This is a genomic window from Acidobacteriota bacterium, assembly GCA_003225175.1.
In the GTDB taxonomy this organism is placed as follows: Bacteria; Acidobacteriota; Terriglobia; order Terriglobales; family Acidobacteriaceae; genus Gp1-AA112.
In genome coordinates this window covers 19,499-38,124 of sequence record QIBA01000042.1, presented here as the reverse complement: position 1 = coordinate 38,124, position 18,626 = coordinate 19,499, and the positions used below count along the sequence as shown (strand labels likewise).

Here is an 18,626-nt window from a genome sequence, read left to right as displayed (position 1 = left end):
GCCTTTCTGAGCGATCAGCAGTGTACTCTGAACCAAGTCGTTGTCAAACGTGAACCGGTCGATAAGCCCGTGCTTGTACCATATTGGGACGACGGTTGAATCCACTGAAGAAGCAACTCACGCTGGCCATTCGGCCCGCTGTAGCATCGCTGATTCTGCACCAGTCGTCGGCAACTCTTTCTTTGAAGCGTGATACGCTCGCCATCGATTTCTCGAATCGGCTAAACTGCATCGGCCAGCCACTTTCTTTGTCGCATGATCAGCAGGTCCTTTCGACCTATCCGCTGAAGGACAGACCGATGATGAAAGCACTGATTCGCGACCGATACGGTCCGCCCGACGTGCTCGAAGTAAGGGACATCGAACCGCCAGCACCAAAGGAACGCGAAGTTTTGGTGCGGGTGCATGCGGCCTCAATCAACGATTGGGATTGGCAGATGCTTCAGCGGCCGATGGTTCCGCTCGGCTTCAATAGGCCACGTGTACGGATTCTGGGTTCCGACATCGCGGGACGGGTTGCCGCCGTCGGCAGCGCGGTTCAACGTTTTACGGTCGGAGACGAGGTCTACGGTGATCTGTCTCGCTTCGGCTCTGGCGGCTGGGGCGGATTTGCGGAGTATGTGTGTGCGCCCGAAGTGGCGTTGGTACGGAAGCCGTCTCGAATGACTTTCGAAGAGGCCGCCGCGCTGCCGCAAGCCGGGCAGCTCGCAGTGCAAGGTCTCTTTGCGGCCGGACCGCTGAGATCCGGCCAGAAGATCCTCATCAATGGGGCGGGTGGCGGCGTGGGCACGATTGCCATTCAATTAGCCAAATCGCAGGACGTGGAAGTTACGGGTGTCGATAGCGCGGTGAAGTTCGAGATGATGCGGGCCATCGGCTTTGACCACCTGATCGATTACAAAAAGGAGAACTTTGCCAGGAACGGGCGGCGCTACGACCTGATCCTCGATACAAAAACGACTCGTTCCCCATTCGCGTACACGCACTCGCTCAGTCCCGGAGGAACATATGCCACCATCGGTGGCGACTTGTCCCGACTGTTCCAGTTTGTAATTTTCGGATGGTGCATTCGGCAAACCACGGGCAAAACCGTCCGCTTGGTCATGCTGAAGCAGAACCAGGACCTGCCATACTTAAACGAACGTTTCGAAGCCGGACAGCTAATCCCCGTGATCGATGGTCCTTATAAGCTGAGCGAAGCGCGGGAAGCCTTTCGTCATTTTGGCGCAGGCACTCACAACGGCAAGGTCGTCATCACGATGGAGTGAAAGTCGATCAGTTATTGCAACATCTTTCTGCCGCCCTGTTGCGCGTGAGTACTCGGCGACTGTTCCCTAATTGGATCGTTGAAGAGTAGCCCGTTATCCGGGAGGAACGATCACTGAGCACGGCGGACACTGACGCCGCGTGCAGTATCCCTCCATGGGCGCCGCACAGTGTAACGCGGGATAGCCGTAGCGTTTTCTTTGCCAACGGCGAGCAGCTTCCGTCGGACCAGCCAACTGACGGCGGCTTGCGCTGAACTCTTCGAAATTCCAATCGACTCCGCCAATTCCTGATAACTCACGTGAACGGCTCCTTGCCTGCGTGCTTGTTCGGCGGCGAGCCAAATGTAGAGCAGGAAACTAGCTGGTCTCCGATCATGCCCGACCAGGTCACGCATCAATACGTCCACGACGTAATCATCCAGGTTCAGCACGGCTATACCGGCAACTAATATAGCAACGACTGGCTCATTGCACGCGCGAATTCTGCACGCTATGCTCCGTTCGTTTTTATGGAGGAGGAAAACTGTGGTTCGCGGAATAAAGTTTGTCGGCATTCCCGTTCGCGATCAGGACGTTGCACTGAAATTCTATACGGAGGCACTCGGACTAAAAGTAGCCACAGACCAGCCTTTCACTGACAAGCAACGCTGGATTGAACTCCTCATTCCTGGTGCGGAGACCGGTGTCGCCCTCTACACGCCCGAAGGTCACGAGAGACGCATCGGCGAGTTTCAGTCCGTTGCCTTCTGGTGTGACGACGTATTCGCAACCGCCAAAGGGCTGAAGTTGAAAGGCGTAACTTTTTCCGAGGAACCCAAGAACGAGCCTTGGGGATCGATCGCCGTCTTCAAGGATCCGGACGGCAATCAGTTCGCGCTCTCCAGCAAGGTCAATCGCAAATGAAAAAACCAATTGCCAGAAAACTCGGTATGAACCCCGGCATGCGGGCGTTAATCATCGACCCGCCTTCGGGTTACCTGAAGTTGTTGACGCCTTTGCCTGACGGACTCACTGTCTCTTCCAGAGTCGATGGGATGTATCCCTTTGTGCAGGTCTTTGCAACGCGCCTGGCAGAGATCAGCACGTTCGCCAGGAAGCTCCCAAAACACGCGGCTCCGAATGCTTTGGTGTGGATTTCCTACCCAAAGAAAACCTCGAAAACAGCAGGAGATCTAAATCGGGATGTAATCCGGCGAGCGATGGATGGTAAGGGATGGCACGCGGTGTCCATCGTCGCTATCGACGAAGTCTGGTCCGCATTGCGCTTCCGTCGCGCCGGCCAAGTAGGTTCGCCCTCGAAGCGCAGCCCGGACTAAGGCGGGGCACAAAAGTGTCAATTCCCGAATTGTCGGCAAACCGCAAGAAATTCAATCGCGCGCACACTTCACATAGGCGATTTAGATAGCCGTCGTGCTAAGTCACTGGATCACGAGACTTGGTGCCGAAGAAGGGACTCGAACCCCCACACCCTTGCGAGTACATGGACCTGAACCATGCGCGTCTGCCAATTCCGCCACTTCGGCCTGGAAACGTTCATACCGCCTGGAGTTCGCTTGGTGGAAGAGCTAGCGAACCGCGGTTTGGACGGGCTGCTTATCTATTCTCGCTGTTGCGGGAATTGCGTGTCAAACCAGGTTTAGTAAAGACGCAGCATGCTGTATCTGCACGCTGCTGCCTGGGTGTTCCCGCCCGTGTATCGTCACGAGAAGGCATGGTGGAGACGCAGCATGCTGCGTCTCTACCGGATGCGCTAATTCGCTGTTACATACGCTTGCTGCATGTAGGCGGCGCCTGAGCCGTCCCAGGCTTTCAGAGTGATGCGATGTGTTCCCACCGAGACATTGATGTACGTGTCCACCTGGCTTAGCGAGTTCTTGTAAATCAGAATGCCATCGAGGTAGATCTGCATGGCAACGATCCCAGACGGTGAGCCGGAGTAGCCTTGCACGTGCACTGAGGTTGAGACGTTGCTGTTCGGCGTGGGAGATTGCATTACGACGAACGGCTTCGCTTGCACGGTGAGCGTCGCCGTGACCGGAGTGGCGAGGGCGATGGCATCGGCTGCTTTACCAGTGATGGTGTAGGTCCCAGCATTGGCATAAGTATGCGTTGCGCTCGGACCGGTGGACGTTGTTCCGTCTCCCCAGTCAAGAAACGAACTGCCGATAGTTCCGGAGGTGGCTGTCACCGTCGCGGTTACGCTGCTACCTTGAGAAATGGTCGAAGCGCTCAGCGACAGAGACGTAACCAGCCGCGGAATCACGTTTACGGTGACGCTCTGCTTATAGGCGTTGCCGAGCTTGTCCCAGAGCTTTACGACTACAGCGTGAGTTCCATTGCTTGCGGGAACTGTGGTGTCGAATGAATTGGCGTTGACTTGGTAGACAAGCGCGCCATCGAGGTAGATCTGCATCGCGTCCACTCCGCTGGGAGCTGATCCGCCGGCAACAACGTGAATCGGGGCATAGAGCGTTGTGCCATTCGCAGGCTGCGACACCGTCACAGTCGCAGGCGGAGCAGGAGCATTAATCGTGACCCCTGCAGTGGCTTGCGATGTGGCTCCAAGGCTGCTGGTCGCAGTTGCGGTTACGGTGTAGCTTCCGGCTTGTGAGTATGCGTGCGAGGCCGATGGTCCTGCAGAACTAGTCCCATCTCCCCAGGCGATTTGCGAGCTTGCGATCGTTCCCGAATTGGAGCTAACCGTGGCAGACACAGTTGCGCCTGTGGTCGCCGAGGAGGGCGTTACAGCGAGCGCTGTCGTGAACGGCGCGGCAACCGTGACGTTGAGAGTCTGCATGTAAGCAGCGCCAAGCTTGTCCCAGAGCTTCACGGTGACGTGATGCGTTCCTGCGCTGGCGGGAACAGTCGTGTCGAAGGAGGCGGCGTTCACCTGGAAGACGAGGGTGCCGTCGAGATAAATTTGCATCGCATCGACTCCGCTCGACGCGGTGCCACTCGCAACCACGTGAATCGGGCTGCTTACCGTACTGTTATTTGCCGGCTGCGCAACGGAGACGGATGCAGCCGGAGCAGGTGCAGTTACGGAAGCGGTAGCGCTGGCTTTCGCGGACATGCCCAGAGCGTCAGTGATGGTTGCGTTCACCGTGTAGGTTCCTGCATTCGCGTACGTATGCGACGCGCTTGGGCCGGCCGCTGCGCTGCCGTCACCGAAATCAATCATCGTAGTGAGGGCGCTGCCTTGCGGATCGGTGGAGGCAGCTGTCGACGCCGTTACTGCAAGCGGTGCCGTTCCCGATCCGGGAGAGATCGACAACTTTGCCACCGGAGCCTGTGGAGACGGCGAGCCGGAGCTGTACGTCACCGCGGCTGACATATGGTTCAAAATCGAAGGCTTTGCTACTGCTTTCACGTAAACCGAGTACGTTCCCGAATCAAATCCAAAAGCTGCCAGGTTTACAGTGCGAGTGCCTGCCGGGAAATCGCCGAGTGACATGAGGTTCGTTCCGTCGCTGCTGATAAACGCTGTGTAATGGTCGATTGTGCTTTCGTCGCCGCTGATCGTCCAATTCAGTGCGTCGCCGCTCACAGAAGTTGTCACCCCAAAGCAGTTGTCGATGCCCGTTTCAATCTCGGTGCCTTCTTCATAGTCGTTCCAGGTCACGAGCTGGAACCAGGCAAGCTGGTCGGCGGTGGACCACAAGCTGTTTGCCTTATTGAAAGTGGCAAGCCAGGTTTGACCGCATTGCTGCTGCATGTGCCGGTTTGCGCTCCAGCTTGCCAGCGTGTCATCGAATCCTTTGTAGCTCGTTCCTACCGGCAGCTTCTGGGAATACTGCTGCGCTGTCTGATAGAAGTTTGTCAGATAACTGAGGCTCATCGGATCAGTGGCGGTCACGTCGCTGGGCTGGACCCATGAGAATCCGCCGTTTGAATATGTCCGCGTGAAGCCAGCGGTGTTCTGAAAGACAAACTGCAAATTCGAAGCTGTGTTGGCGCGAACGCGGTTCCAATCGATGCTATAGCTCTCGACTCCGAAGTAGAACACCACTGGATTGCCATTCCACCGCATGTACGCCGGCGAGGGTACAAAGGTCTGCGTGACGTAATTCAAGTCGCTGATCAGCGCCGCCGTGACATCACAGCCCGCGGTGCTTGCGCAATTTTTGATGGCCCCGGCATCTTCCATGATCGCGAATTGGAAGGCTCCATTGCGCGATTGCGCTTCCGTCATCATGTTCAGCGTCGTGGTGTTGTGATGAGTGTTATTTGGACCATACCAGTCGATAATCACTCCTGCGATTCCGCGGCTGAGCATGTCCGTGACTTGCGCCTTAATCTCCGCCGGATCATTGGAGTTATAGCCAATGTCCATGTGGTAGCTCACACCGAACCAGGGCATGAAGTGCGCGTAAACGGCGGTGTTCGATCCGTTGTAGAGCAGGGAGCTGGTTGGAACCTTGCTCGCGTTTCCCGGAGCGGCGTTGCCGTTGGTCTGGGCCTGAAAAGTCGCCGCAGCGCTGGTGTTGTTACCGGTCTCTGCAGATAACGTGGTGGTTGGTGTGATCGGTGTGCTACCGAATGCCTGAAGACCAGAGAGGAGAATACAGATTAGCCCAATACGCGAAAGCAAGAGGCCTCCAAAAAGAGAAACCGGAGCCGAATGGGGCGGTGCTCCGGGTCGGGAGATTAATTGCTGGAATCGGGCAAATCTTAGCCGTGAGGGGTTAAGGGGGGATTCCGGTTTACTTCCTAGTACAGGGGGTTAAGTAACTTAGGAATAACTAGGTGCAGCGGGGACGCCGCGTAAGGAATCAAAATCATTGAAAGCAGAGAATTTGGAGCGAGGGCTGTTCAGGCGTGAGATCTTCGCATAGGTAACCAGGCCGAGTGTTACGCAAACAACTCTATTCAATGGTTCTGCTTCTAACAGCAAAGGGAACTTCACCCCTAAATCGGGAAGGTTAAGATGTTTGCTCAAACGCAGATGGAACCCACTTCGAAAATTCCCTCCGATATCAGTACGGAACTGCGGCGGCTTGCTCACGATCTGAGCAACTCACTGGAAACCATCATGCAGGCGTCTTACCTGTTGAGCCAATCCAAACTGGACGAGACTTCCAAGCGCTGGGCTGGCTTGATTGATAATGCGACGCGCGACGCTGCTCGCATCAATCGCGAGGTGCGAGAGATTCTACGTTCGCGCAGCACATAATCCAGCTTCTCTCAACGAAGGAATATCAGCCGCGCTTGATGTGCGCAGCTATCACGCTGCCCGCGTGTTTTCGGGACGCACGAAGCCAGGATCTCGGAGAAAATTCAGCGCCTGGTGGTAGCCCTCGAGGGTTCCGACATCCATGTAAATCTCGCCTGCGCATATAGAACGGACGGTATTACCTGCCGCGATGTAAGCGTTCAGCAAGTGGCCAAGATATTGATCCTGGCGATGTCGCGAATCCCAAAGCAGCTTGAGATTGTGAAATGCTTCTCCGCTGCTTGTGACGGCGCCCCATACCCAATGCGAACGCGCGCTCAAGCGCTTGACCTCAATTTCCTGCACATAGCCGTGCTCATCGGAAATTACCGCGTCAAAGACGGACGGGTTCGCTACAGGAAACAGCAGCAGGCCAAGATCGGCAGACGCCTCGAGCAGCGAGAGCGCCGGCCGATATCCGTTTTCGGGAAACCAGATGGTGTCAGGCAAGCCGATGAGAATTCGCTGATGATGGATCGCGAACGGGTGAGCGCGAAACAGAGCGTCGCACAGCCCTTGCGGCTGCTGCTGAAGAACATAAAAAATCTCGGCTGCATATTGGCGTTCGGCGAAGTAGCGAATCAGATCAGTCTTTTCCGCCGATATCACCATGCATATCTGATCGGCGCCGGCAGCGATCATGCGCTCGACCAGATACTCCGCGACCGCCTTCGGACGTTCCACGCCATCCACCAGCCGCGAGCCCACGGGAAGCAGTTCTTTCGAGCAGCCGAGAGGCTGAATGCGCTGTCCCATTCCCGCTGCGGGAATAATTCCTATCATGCGACTTCAGTCCTGGCGCGCTGAAGAGGTGTATAACTTCGCGCTCGCTGCAATGCCGAAATTACTTCCCGGGCTCTCTGGTCACCGGTGTGTTCACCCAGCGTGCGTTCTCGAGCCCGGGCCGCAATGGCGGCAAGTTCCGAATCGGGAAGATTGATCGCCGAGACTGCGTCATTGGCAGTGCGGGCTATCAGCAGCTCGCGCTCACAATCGAAGAAATGATCGAGACCCTCGAACCAGTCAGTGACAATCGGCGTCCCACAGGCGGCCGCCTCGAAGAAACGGCCAGAGGGACAATAGCCCCAGCGTGCCATCTCATTGCGCGTGATGTTCAGGGTAAGCCGTGAGGATGAGTAGAGCGCCGAGTGGTCCCCGGGCGAGACGTGCTCAAAGCGGCGCACGTTAGCGGGCCATTGCCAATCCCAGGGATACATCGCGCCAGCCAGCACGAACTGCTTCGATGGCAGCAATCGGGCCGGCTCCAGGAAGATTGTTTCAAGTTTCTGTTGCCGGTCGGCTGCGTAAGTGCCCATATAGCTAAGGTCACAGCAAAATTCCGCAGGTACGTCTACGCGGGTGTGCGACTCGGCATCGACGCATCCGTACAGCGGCAGCGCCAATCTCGCTCCCCAGCGGGAGGTAAGCTCATCAAGCGTACCTCCGCCCGTGAACGAGAGATAGAGATCGAATTCTCGAATCTGTCGCGCACGCAAGTACACGGTATCTCCTCTCTCCAGCGACGAGAGTGTGACTGGAGTGTCGAGGTCATAAAAGGCCTTCACTGGTCGCGCGAGGTCCAAAACTTCATCGACTATGCGAGCGCCATCTGGGCAGAAGCTGGCGCAGATGACCGCATCCGAATTCGAGGAGTACGCGAGCGCCCCGCCGCGAATCTTCTCCCAATCCGAGTACAGGATCAGGTCGCAGTAATCGCATTCGCTGAAGTCGCGATGCTTGGCGTAATAGGGGACATCTTTTTCGAAAAAAGTGACGTCGTGTCCCTGTCGGTGAAGAGCTTTGAGAATGGCGCGATACGGCGTGGCGTGTCCATTACCCCAGGACGAGGAAATGGTGAGCCCGAAGATCGTGATCTTCACCCGCTCCTCCAGCAGCAGATCGGTGTTGTCTCTCGACGAGAGAGGCAGGTCCCGGGCTGGACAGCGTCGCCACGGCAGAGCTGCTTGACTCTAAGATGCAATCTCGCCCGGGCCGGTGGCTGACGCTGGATGTTCAGGAAAGAAAAGACGCGCCAGCAGCTAGTTCTCCAGACTTGCCGATAGCGTGATCTTCGTATTCAAAACGCGGGAGATGGGGCATCCAGCCTTCGCATCGCTTGTGGCTTTGTCGAAGGCAGCTTTGTTGCCGCCAGGAATGCGAGCTTTAACGTCCAGATGGCTTTCGGTGATCGTGAATCCCGCATCAGTCTTTTCGAATGTGACCGTGCACTTGGTCTCGATGCTTTCCGGAGTAATGCTGGCTTTGCCAAGCTCTGCGCTTAGGGCCATCGAGAAACATCCAGCATGAGCGGCGGCGATCAGTTCCTCGGGATTAGTGCCCTTGCCGCTTTCGAAGCGCGTGCCAAATGAGTACTGCGTGTTCGACAGTGTTCCGCTGGCGCTCGAGATTGTGCCTTTGCCGTCCTTAAGTCCCCCCTTCCACTGCGCGCTGGCCGTCCTTAGCATGTTCTTGCTCCTTCAGAATGACGTAGAAAACCTTCCAGCATAACAAATGACGGTTTCGCGCCTCTCAGTCACAGACTCCCACTATGTCAAACAAAAAAAGGGACGCAGGGTGCTGCGTCTCTTTTGGGGTTTGAATCGCTATGACCTAGCTAACGCTCTGAAGCACGTGCTCGCGCTCTTCGGCGTCGTGGCGTACTTCTGCCTCGTCGTGCGGCAGCGCGATGTTAAGCGCCTCATCGATGCTGTTGACGTAGTGGACCCTCACACCTTCCAGCTGCTCAGGGCTCAGATCCTCTTCTACGTTCTGCCGGTTTTCCGCCGGAAGAATTACATCGCGAACACCAGCGCGTTTTGCGGCAAGCACCTTCTCCTTGATTCCGCCTACCGGCAGCACATTGCCGCTGAGCGTGATCTCACCAGTCATCGCTGTTAACGGATGAAGTTGTTTGCTGGTCAGCAGTGAAACCAATGCTGTCGCCATCGTCACGCCGGCAGAAGGCCCGTCTTTGGGAACCGCACCCGCCGGAACGTGAATATGGATGTCCAGCTCTTTCAAGAACTCTTCATCCAATCCCAGTTGCGTCGCATTGGAGCGTACCCACGTCAGGGCAGCCTGCATTGACTCCTGCATCACCTGACCCAGCTGTCCGGTCATGGTGAAGCCACCTTTGCCCTTCATCTTGTTGGCCTCGATGAAGAGCACGTCGCCGCCTGCCGGAGTCCAGGCAAGTCCTACCGCCACGCCAGGGCGCTTTGTACGCTCGGCGATTTCGGTATCCACTCGCACCTTGATGCCGCCAAGAAATTCCTGAACGACCTCTTTGCTGAGGACCAGCTTATCGGTCTTGCCTTCCGCAATACGACGCGCCTGCTTGCGGCACATGGTTCCGATATTGCGTTCGAGGTTGCGAACGCCGGCCTCCCGCGTGTAGTGCCGGATGAGGTGGCGCACCACCTCTTCCGGGAACTCGATCTGCTCAGCCGTGATTCCGTTTTCTTCAATCTGCCGCGGAATCAAGTAGCGAAAAGCGATGTGGACCTTCTCGTCCTCGATATATCCCTGCAGCTCAATGATCTCCATGCGATCACGCAGCGGTTCCGGAATGGGATCGAGCACGTTCGCCGTGCAGATGAACAGCACCTTCGACAGGTCGAACGGCACGTCCAGATAGTTGTCACGAAAAGTGAAGTTCTGCTCCGGATCGAGTACTTCGAGCAAAGCCGAAGCCGGATCCCCGCGGAAGTCGCGTCCAAGCTTGTCGACTTCATCCATCATGAAGACAGGATCGTTCGTTTCCGCTCGTCGCAAATTCTGAATGATCTGTCCCGGCAATGCGCCGATGTAGGTACGCCGATGTCCGCGAAGCTCAGCCTCGTCGTGCATGCCGCCCAGCGAGATGCGAGAAAATTTGCGTCCCAGGGAGCGCGCAATACTTCGGCCGAGCGATGTTTTGCCCACACCTGGAGGTCCAACGAAGCAGAGGATCGGGCCCTTCATTCCCGGCTTTAGTCTGCGAACAGACAAGTAATCAAGAATGCGGTCTTTCACTTTCTGCAGATCATAGTGATCTTCGTCCAGGATCTCCTTGGCTTTGGTGATATCGACATCTGTGCCGGAAGACTTGCTCCACGGCAACACCGCCAACCACTCGATGTAACTGCGGGTGAGCGAATAGTCAGCCGCCATCGGGGACATCCGGCCGAGTCGCGTCAGCTCCTTGAGAGCTTCTTTCTTCACCTCTTCGGGCATGCCTGCCGCTTCTATCTTTTTCTTCAGCTCTTCGGTATCACGCTGAGTCTCATCCTGCTCGCCCAGTTCTTTCTGGATGGCCTTCATCTGCTCACGCAGGTAGTACTCGCGTTGCGACTGCTGCACCTGATCCTGGACTTCCGTCTGGATCTTGTTGCGCAATTGCTGAACTTCGAGTTCCTTCGCAAGATGTTTGTTGATCTTTTGCAGCCGCAGCTTAACGTCGGTGATCTCCAGGATCTCCTGCTTGTCCGTCGTGGAGAGCGAGGGCAGGGAAGAGGCGATGAAGTCCACCAGCCTGCCGGGCTCTTCGATATTGATTGCGACCGTTTGCAGCTCGTCGGAAAGGGTCGGAGAGCCGGTAACGATCTGCTGGAACAAAGTCAAAACGTTGCGCTGCAGCGCTTCGATTTCCGGGCCGGTGTCGACCTTGCTCTCTGAAATTGTTTCGATCGTAGCCCGCATGAATGGCGTGAGCTGCTCGTAGTCGCGCACATGCACACGTTCCACACCTTCGGTAAACACAAACAGGCTCTGGTTCGGCATCTTCACGACTTTGTGAACCGTCGCCAGCGTGCCGATGCTGTATAGGTCTGTAGGTTGCGGCGTGTCAACGCGGGCTTCCCGCTGCGCCACCACCACAATGGATTTTTCCTCGCCCAATTGGTTGATCAGCTGGACCGAGCTTTCCCGGCCTACCGTCAGAGGCAATACCGCGTGCGGGAAAAGGACGGTGTCGCGCACCGGCAGCACCGGCAGCGAGCGGTCAATCTCCGGAACTGGCGTGTCCTTGGCCGATTCAGAAACGGCTTCATTCTTTGCGTTCTTGCTGGTATCTGCCATATAAGTGCCTTATAAACAATGGTCTGTTAAGACCTTGATAATAGATGACTCAACTTAGCTAAACGATTCCGGCCCGCCGAAAATCGGGTTAACCAAAGCGCAGGGAATTGTACTCCTGACGGACCTACTCCACAGCAACGAGAAGTGCCGGCGGAACGGAGCGCCCGGGCGCCTGCGCGTGCTCGGCCTAGTAGAGGCGCAGCATGCTGCGTGTCTGCCCTGCGGCCGAATTGTTCACCCAGCTTTGTAAATTCCCAGCACCTTCACCATCGGGCAGATCTCTCGCAGATGGTGCAATGCATGCTCCGTAGCCGCCGTTTGTCCCGACTTCAGATCGGCATAGAAGACGTACTGCCATGGATGTCCCTTTACCGGTCGCGACTCGATCTTGCTCAGCGAGATGTCGCGCAAGGCGAAGACCGCGAGGGTCTTGAATAACGCGCCGGGCTGATCAGGGACAGAGAAGGCTAGCGAAATTTTGTCTGCATCTTTGGCCCAGCGCTCGCCAGGAGAGATGAGCAGGAAACGAGTGAAGTTCTTGGCATCGTCCTCAATTCCAGTTTTGAGAATCTTCGCGCCATACTCTACTGCAGCCTGACGGCTGGCAATGCCGGCGGCATTTTTTTCCCCGTTTTCAATGACGTGTTTCACGCTCCCGGCAGTGTCATAAAAAGGAACTTGCTGAATTCGTGGATGATCGCGAAAGAACTTGCGGCACTGATCCAGCGCAACCGGGTGCGAGAGCACACGGCGAATTTGCGCCAGCTTCACCCCGGGCGTCGCGATCAGGTTGTGCCGAATGCGGAGCGGGTACTCGCGCTTAACGAACAAAGGATGGTCAAGCAAGAGATCGAAATGTTCGGTGACTGGACCAGCCAGCGTGTTCTCGATCGGAATCACCGCCGCTTCGGCTCTTCGCTTGAGCACACGATCAAAAACTTCCGCCGAGCGTGCACACGGCAACACGATGCAATCCGGCACCATCGCCAGAGCGGCTTCGTGACTGAATGAACCAGCTTCGCCTTGGATCGCAATAATCATGAGAATCAGAAGAAATCGGGTGATCGGGTCATCGGGTGATCGGGCGAAGTAAGAAGCGGCTCCGATTTTCAATCACAATTACAAAAATCGCTAAACTCACAAACGGTGCGAGCGCTGCTGCTTTTCACTTCACCCGATCACCCGATCACCCGATCATCCGATGGACCGATTCCTTTGGTTGCTTCGCATTCTAAACGCAGTCAGCAGCTCAGTCCCGCAGCACTCGATCTTCTACAACCTCTACTTCCCACCGGCCACTCATATCATGAGCGAATTTCGCAAATTGCATTTTGGGAGGTAGGGCAGATGCTTTGGACACTTTTTGTCATTCTGCTCGTGCTCTGGTTGGTTGGAGTTGTGAGCAGCTACACGCTCGGCGGATTTATTCATCTGCTGCTCGTTCTGGCTCTCGTAGCTCTCGTGTTTCAGCTACTCACCGGAAGACGCACAGCTCTATAGCCGATCAGCAGAATCGAGCAACCGGCAAGACCCTGAGACAAACAATTGATACATCAGTTCAGTTCACCTGAACGGAAGCGGAGGAGACTATGGATAAGGACCGTATGAAAGGCAAAATGGATGAAATTGCCGGCCGAGCCAAGCGCCAGGTTGGCGAGTGGACAGGCGACGATAAGAGCCAAATCGAAGGCGGGGCCGAAGAAGTAAAGGGCAAAGTGCAAAACGCCTGGGGCAAGGTGAAGGATGCAGCTCGCGGAGGCAAGCACGACGTCGAGCGCGAAGTTGATAAGGAAAACCGCGACATCGAGAACGACCGCGAACGCGATATTGCTTGATTAAGGACCACACACGTGAAAAAGGCGCTCACAAATGAGCGCCTTTTCTCTTGTCCCGACAATACGTGCTTTCCTGCCTGCGCTGAGTGAAAGGAACGAGGCTGTAATGAAACTGTAACGAACAAGCGCGTTTGTAAGCTGTCATCCCGAGCCCCTCTTTTGGGCAAACGATCTCCCGCGATGTTCCGGGCCTAACCGCTGCCGGTTTGGCTCTTTCACCAGGAGTCCATTTTTTTGGCCGAAGTGCCGCGTGACAGCAGTAAGTTCGAGGCATCACCGGTAGATCGTTCGCCCAAAAGAGGGCTCAGGATCAATCATTGCCATCCGAATTAATCTTCAGATGCTTTCCTTCGCCACATGGGCTTACGAGTATCTCTGACGATCAACAGCGCACCTGAACGATGCACGGCTAATCTCCATCCAGGAGGAACTACTGTGGTCGCCGTGTACTCGGTCACAACCAGCGGTCCAGACGCAGAGAAGCCGGCAGGGAGAGAGTCACGTTGAAGCACCTGCGTTTTAAGTGAGTTTGAATCGAAATAGACGGAGGACCGACTACTTGTAATCTTGTCAGCGCGCTCACTGCTAGAGCCGTAACTGGCTGCGCTCGGCTGTGGTAGAGAAGTGCGCACACGCAGGGTCACCAATTCGATCTTCTTGCCAGAATGGTTGTAGCCGAAGCGTCGCTGATGTGCTGCATGAAAGTCTTCGAGCAGCACAGAGCTGTTTCGCCAGGGAATGTTCAGCTCGTAACCCTGTCCCTGATATCGCAGGTCCGCTGAGCATTCCATTTTGACTTTTCCCTTCCATCCTTCGCTCGCGTATTCGCGAGCCGCCGCCTCTTTCAGGCTGGCAAGAGCTGTTTCGACTCTTTTACCGGTTTGGGCGAAGGCCTGGCTCGAGAGCAACGTCGGCGACGTACGCGAATAATCCTTCACAACGTCGCTGGTGAGAATCCCATACGCAGAAAGCGCACCCGGCGCAGGTGGCACAATGACACGTGATATCGAAAGCGAGCCCGCCAGATCGCAGGCATGGAGAGCGCCAGCTCCACCAAAGGAAAGAAGCGCGAATTCGCGGGGATCATAACCTTGCTCGATTGAGACCACACGAATGGCTTTTTCCATTGTGGCGTTGACCACTCTAATGATCCCGGCCGCCAACTCTTCGGCCGGCCATTTCAGGCGATTCCCTTTGATCCATTCGAAGAAGACCGCGCGAGTGCGGTCGATGTCGAGACGGAACTCGCCTCCGAGAAAATTCTCGGGACGCAGCCGGCCGAGCAGCAGGTTCGCGTCGGTCACAGTAGGCTGCGTACCTTTGCCATAGCAGATCGGGCCCGGATCGGCACCGGCCGATTCTGGGCCGACGCGCAAGGCTCCACCGGCATCGATGCGCGCCAGCGATCCGCCTCCGGCGCCAACGGTGTGGATGTTCAACATTGGAATTCGAACCGGCAGGCCTGCGATCTCTGCTTCGGCGGTCACGTGCAGCCGCCCTTCCAGCAACGCGACATCGGTCGATGTCCCGCCCATGTCGAACGAGATGATCTGCTCGAATCCAGCGCGGCGACCCATTTCGAGCGCACCGACTGCGCCTCCAGCCGGGCCGGAGAGAACCGTGCGAACCGGCTGGGATGCTGCAGCCTGAAGCGCGGTGATGCCACCGCTCGACTGCATCACGAAGAGCTTTGCTGCTGTGTTGTTTGAAAGCCGCGCCCGCAGGCTTTCGAGATAACGCTGCATCAGCGGTTGAAGGTATGCGTTGACCGCTACAGTGCTCATGCGCTCATACTCACGAAATTCCGGCAGGATGCGATGGGAGAGCGAAAACGGAAGCTTCAGAGCTCTGAGTTCACCCTCGACCGCCTGCTCGTTCGCGGGATTGGCAAATGAGAACAACAGGCACACGGCAATGGATTCGGCTCCGCTGTTTGCGATTTGTGAGCGAAGTTCCCCAAGTTCGTTCTTCGAAGCTGCGCGCTCGATGCTGCCGTCTGGGCGAGTACGCTCTGCAATCCCAAAGCGCAGCTCGCGCGCCACGAGCGGTTCAATGCGCTGCACGTTCAGGTCGTAGAGTTTCGGACGCGCCTGCCGACCAATTTCAATGGCATCTTCGAATCCCGCAGTGGTGACGAGCGCGGTCCGAGCACCCTTTCGCTGCAGCAAAGCGTTGGTGCCGACCGTCGTGCCGTGCAGGAGAACGATTTCCCGATTTGATTCCGCCCCAATCCGGGCCACGGCTTTGGCGATGGCCTCCGAAGGATCGTGAGGGGTGGAGAAGACTTTCAGGATTTGCAGCCGGCCGTTCTCGATCCAGACGCAGTCAGTGAAAGTGCCGCCAGTATCCACGGCGATGCGTAAGGGAAGTCTTTCTTTTCGACTGGGCGGCAGTTTCCGCTCTCCGGAACTCTCAAAGAACTTGTGGCATAGGCGCCCTCGCCTGTGCACTTTGCATAGATCACAGCCGAGGGCGGCTGTGCCACGAATCTCAGGAGTGGCGCACGAGCAAATCAGCCGCGAGGAACAGGAACAGCACCACGGAAATCACACCGTTCATTGTGAAGAAGGCGGCGTTCAACTTGGATAGATCGCGGGCTGACAGAAGCGAGTGTTCATAGGCCAGCAGCAGAGTCACAGCAGTCACCCCAGCAACTGCAATCTTGCCTAGTCCGAAGGCCGCCACCACCGAGATCAGCAAAATGAGCATCAGCACATGCATGGCGCGTGCAATCAGTAATCCTCCCGAAATCCCATATCGCCGAGGCAGTGAGTGCAGCCCATAGCTGCTGTCGAATTCATAATCCTGGCAGGCATATAGAACATCAAAGCCGGCCACCCAAAAGGTGACAACTCCAGTAAGCAGCAGAATTCGCGGATCGAGCGAACCGCGAACTGCAATCCAGGCAGCGGCCGGAGCAACGCCTAGCGCGAATCCGAGCACAAGGTGCGACCAGCGCGTGAAGCGCTTGGTGTACGAGTAAAGAAAAATAATGCCGAGGGCGACAGGCGAGAGGAGAAAAGTAAGCCGATTGAGCATCGCCGCCGCGAGGATGAAAATCGCACTGGCTGCTACGACAAACGTACCCACAAATTGCTTACTCAGAATTCCGGCGGGAACGGCTCGTGACTTCGTGCGAGGATTTGCCGCGTCGATCTCTGCGTCAACGTAGCGGTTGAACGCCATGGCTGCTGAACGCGCGCTGACCATTGCGATCACGATCCATAGCAACTGCCAGGCGCTGGGCCATCCACCAGCGGCAAGCATGGCCCCACAAAGCGCGAAGGGAAGCGCAAAGATCGAATGCTCCCACTTGATCATCTCGAGGGAGACGCGGAAGTTGTGGAGCTTCGACATTGGGGTTCATTGTAATTGCTGCCAGTATGAAGAATCGGGCGATCAGCGATCGGCATTCGGCGTTCTGCCGGTATTCTGTTTGGGACTTACGCCAAAAAACTTGTGGCCGAAAGCCGAAAGCCGACAGCCGACAGCCCACAGCCCACGCTCTTACTTCGCCCGATGACCCGATCACCCGATCACCCGATTCTTGTTTACCACCCCGGTACACCTTCACGGCTTTTGATTGCATCCCATGCTGAGTAGCGGGATGCTGTTTCCCCCGGAGTGACCATGGTAATCAAAGGCTTAAAGCACGTAGCCGAGATCAGTCGGATGTTTGACTCAACCACGCATCGCGAACGATTTCGCTATAGCCTGCGCCGCGAAACCTCGCCGGACATTCTTTATTGGGGACATGAGCACACCGAAGAAGCCGCGCTTGAAATGGCCAACATGTACTTGAACCTGCTCGACGATTGCGTGACCGCCCTGAGACACAAGCCCGGTCCACGGGCTCAGCACATTCAATTCTTAGCAAGCTCGAAGGCCGTCAGAGCCTGAGGAACCGGCCGATCGAGTGGGAGCGAAGCCCAGCAACCGGCCTGAACCTCGAGTAAATCACTCTCGTTACTGTCCTCCCCGAAACGAAGTGAGGGATCTGCGGTCCGCTGCGATCCCAAGAAAAGCAGACTCCTTGAGCCAGCATCAGGCGCTTCGGAATGGCACTATGGGCTAAGCGTGCGATCAGCACTAGTCTTACGATGGCCCGATTCGCTAGCTCCCTACGAACTTGGCATACAGACTTCTCGCAACCATCGGATCCGTCGTGCCCTTGATGATCGCTCGTCCATCGCGGAACAGCGTCATTTCGTAGGCTTCTCGCCAGAACTTCAGCACCATCTCGTTGTAGCGAACTTGTCCGTGCGCCGAGAGGCGTGAGCTCATTTCGCTGAAGTCCACAGGGCGCTCGCGCTCATGGATCTGGACTGAGTTGCGTCCGCACAGAGTGATTTGGGGGCGGGATTTGCCTTCGAGGTAGTCGAACCGGCGCCCTACGCAGACACTGCAGTCGAACAAGGGCTTGTCAGTAGATATGGCAGAGCGCTCATTACTCCAGAGATCAAATGAAAGCAATGAACGTCGCATTGCATCACGCGCCCCGGCGAGCAACTTAAGCGCCTCAGTCACCTGGAGCGACGCCACGAAATTGGCCGTGCTGTTCAATATGCCTGCTGTCTCACAGGTTGCGAAGGTGCCGCGTGGCGGCTCAGGAAAGATGCATGCGAGACACGCGGTCTGTCCTGGAAGCACATTCATGGTCGCCGCATAGGAGCCGACCGCAGCCGCGTAGATCCAAGGTATTCCGCTTTTCACCGCGAAATCGTTAATCAGGTACCGCGTCTCAAAGTTGTCGGTGCAATCCAGAATGAGGTTGACTTCTTCGAGCAGATATACGGTCTGCGGCGTCAGGTCCTTTACATAAGGATCGACGGCGATCTCAGAATTGATTGCGGCTATCTTGCGGGCCGCGGCTTCAGCCTTAGGGAAGCTCTGGCGCGCGTCTTCTTCGTCGAACAGCAGCTGGCGCTGCAGATTGCTGGGTTCGACGTAGTCCCGATCAATGATGCGCAGTATATTGACCCCGGCCCGAGCCAGCAAAGTGCACACGGAAGCGCCGATCGCGCCGCATCCGACGACCGCGACCTTGGCTTGTCGGATGAGTTTCTGTCCCTCAGGACCAATGGGCGCAAACAGCGCCTGCCGGGAGTAGCGGTCTTCAAAGGTGAAGGGCTCGTTCTTGGGGGTCATTTCCCTGCTTCGCCGGCCCTCATAGGGGCTAAACTTCAGCGAATCACCATTATTATAGGCGTGTGCATCCAGACATCTGCAACCGGCAGCCCCCTTGCGCGCGGA

The 18,626-nt window shown here is 56.5% G+C and carries 17 protein-coding genes and 1 tRNA gene; 7 read left to right on the top strand and 11 right to left on the bottom strand.

Annotated features, from left to right (window positions below):
* Positions 1-302: 302 nt before the first annotated feature.
* Positions 303-1,268, top strand: a complete 966-nt coding sequence (locus DMG62_10680; protein PYY23002.1) for an alcohol dehydrogenase — start codon at positions 303-305, stop codon at positions 1,266-1,268.
* Positions 1,269-1,378: 110 nt separating this feature from the next.
* Here DMG62_10680 and DMG62_10675 read toward each other — a convergent pair whose 3' ends face one another.
* Positions 1,379-1,699, bottom strand: a complete 321-nt coding sequence (locus tag DMG62_10675) for a helix-turn-helix domain-containing protein (protein PYY22943.1) — start codon at positions 1,697-1,699, stop codon at positions 1,379-1,381.
* Between the two features lie 94 nt (positions 1,700-1,793).
* On the opposite strand from DMG62_10675, the gene DMG62_10670 reads away from it, so the two are divergent.
* The gene (locus tag DMG62_10670) at positions 1,794-2,171 is read left to right on the top strand and encodes a glyoxalase (GenBank protein ID PYY22942.1); all 378 of its coding nucleotides are present in this window, start codon (positions 1,794-1,796) and stop codon (positions 2,169-2,171) included.
* Positions 2,168-2,584: a hypothetical protein gene (locus DMG62_10665; GenBank protein ID PYY22941.1), complete on the top strand. Its 417-nt coding sequence runs from the start codon at positions 2,168-2,170 to the stop codon at positions 2,582-2,584. The genes DMG62_10670 and DMG62_10665 overlap by 4 nt, the downstream gene beginning before the upstream one ends.
* Before the next feature lie 120 nt (positions 2,585-2,704).
* On the opposite strand, the gene DMG62_10660 is transcribed toward DMG62_10665, so the two are convergent.
* Positions 2,705-2,791 (bottom strand) — tRNA-Leu (locus DMG62_10660).
* Between the two features lie 227 nt (positions 2,792-3,018).
* Positions 3,019-5,859, bottom strand: a complete 2,841-nt coding sequence (locus DMG62_10655; protein ID PYY22940.1) for a hypothetical protein — start codon at positions 5,857-5,859, stop codon at positions 3,019-3,021.
* A 336-nt stretch (positions 5,860-6,195) separates the two neighbouring features.
* Between DMG62_10655 and DMG62_10650 the strand changes: the two genes are divergently transcribed.
* A complete protein-coding gene (locus tag DMG62_10650; GenBank protein PYY22939.1) occupies positions 6,196-6,441 on the top strand; it encodes a hypothetical protein in 246 nt (81 codons plus the stop codon).
* A 51-nt stretch (positions 6,442-6,492) separates the two neighbouring features.
* On the opposite strand, the gene DMG62_10645 is transcribed toward DMG62_10650, so the two are convergent.
* The 5 genes from DMG62_10645 to DMG62_10625 all read right to left on the bottom strand — a co-directional run bounded on the left by DMG62_10645 (position 6,493) and on the right by DMG62_10625 (position 12,579).
* Positions 6,493-7,263 carry a nucleotidyltransferase gene (locus DMG62_10645; GenBank protein PYY22938.1) on the bottom strand — a complete coding sequence of 257 codons (771 nt, stop codon included), beginning with the start codon at positions 7,261-7,263 and terminating at the stop codon, positions 6,493-6,495.
* The gene (locus tag DMG62_10640; GenBank protein PYY22937.1) at positions 7,260-8,360 is read right to left on the bottom strand and encodes a glycosyltransferase; all 1,101 of its coding nucleotides are present in this window, start codon (positions 8,358-8,360) and stop codon (positions 7,260-7,262) included. The genes DMG62_10645 and DMG62_10640 overlap by 4 nt, the downstream gene beginning before the upstream one ends.
* A 159-nt stretch (positions 8,361-8,519) precedes the next feature.
* Positions 8,520-8,945 (bottom strand): OsmC family peroxiredoxin, encoded by a 426-nt coding sequence (locus DMG62_10635; GenBank protein ID PYY22936.1) that lies wholly within the window; start codon positions 8,943-8,945, stop codon positions 8,520-8,522.
* Positions 8,946-9,090: 145 nt separating this feature from the next.
* A complete protein-coding gene (gene lon, locus DMG62_10630) occupies positions 9,091-11,538 on the bottom strand; it encodes an endopeptidase La (GenBank protein PYY22935.1) in 2,448 nt (815 codons plus the stop codon).
* A gap of 234 nt (positions 11,539-11,772) precedes the next feature.
* A complete protein-coding gene (locus tag DMG62_10625) occupies positions 11,773-12,579 on the bottom strand; it encodes a prephenate dehydratase (protein ID PYY23001.1) in 807 nt (268 codons plus the stop codon).
* Between the two features lie 306 nt (positions 12,580-12,885).
* Between DMG62_10625 and DMG62_10620 the strand changes: the two genes are divergently transcribed.
* Together DMG62_10620 and DMG62_10615 are read left to right on the top strand one after the other, a co-directional pair.
* A complete protein-coding gene (locus DMG62_10620; protein ID PYY23000.1) occupies positions 12,886-13,038 on the top strand; it encodes a lmo0937 family membrane protein in 153 nt (50 codons plus the stop codon).
* A gap of 89 nt (positions 13,039-13,127) precedes the next feature.
* The gene (locus DMG62_10615) at positions 13,128-13,373 is read left to right on the top strand and encodes a CsbD family protein (GenBank protein PYY22934.1); all 246 of its coding nucleotides are present in this window, start codon (positions 13,128-13,130) and stop codon (positions 13,371-13,373) included.
* A gap of 329 nt (positions 13,374-13,702) precedes the next feature.
* Here the strand turns inward: DMG62_10615 and DMG62_10610 are convergent, their stop codons facing one another.
* Both DMG62_10610 and DMG62_10605 read right to left on the bottom strand, forming a co-directional pair.
* Positions 13,703-15,766, bottom strand: coding sequence for a 5-oxoprolinase (locus DMG62_10610; GenBank protein ID PYY22999.1), 2,064 nt, complete (start codon positions 15,764-15,766; stop codon positions 13,703-13,705).
* A gap of 97 nt (positions 15,767-15,863) precedes the next feature.
* A complete protein-coding gene (locus tag DMG62_10605) occupies positions 15,864-16,730 on the bottom strand; it encodes a 4-hydroxybenzoate octaprenyltransferase (GenBank protein PYY22933.1) in 867 nt (288 codons plus the stop codon).
* A 273-nt stretch (positions 16,731-17,003) separates the two neighbouring features.
* Here DMG62_10605 and DMG62_10600 point away from each other — a divergent pair, with 273 nt between their 5' ends.
* The gene (locus DMG62_10600) at positions 17,004-17,273 is read left to right on the top strand and encodes a hypothetical protein (GenBank protein ID PYY22932.1); all 270 of its coding nucleotides are present in this window, start codon (positions 17,004-17,006) and stop codon (positions 17,271-17,273) included.
* Positions 17,274-17,486: 213 nt separating this feature from the next.
* On the opposite strand, the gene DMG62_10595 is transcribed toward DMG62_10600, so the two are convergent.
* Complete coding sequence (locus DMG62_10595; GenBank protein PYY22931.1) at positions 17,487-18,521, bottom strand: thiamine biosynthesis protein ThiF; 1,035 nt, start codon at positions 18,519-18,521, stop codon at positions 17,487-17,489.
* Positions 18,522-18,626: the final 105 nt, after the last annotated feature.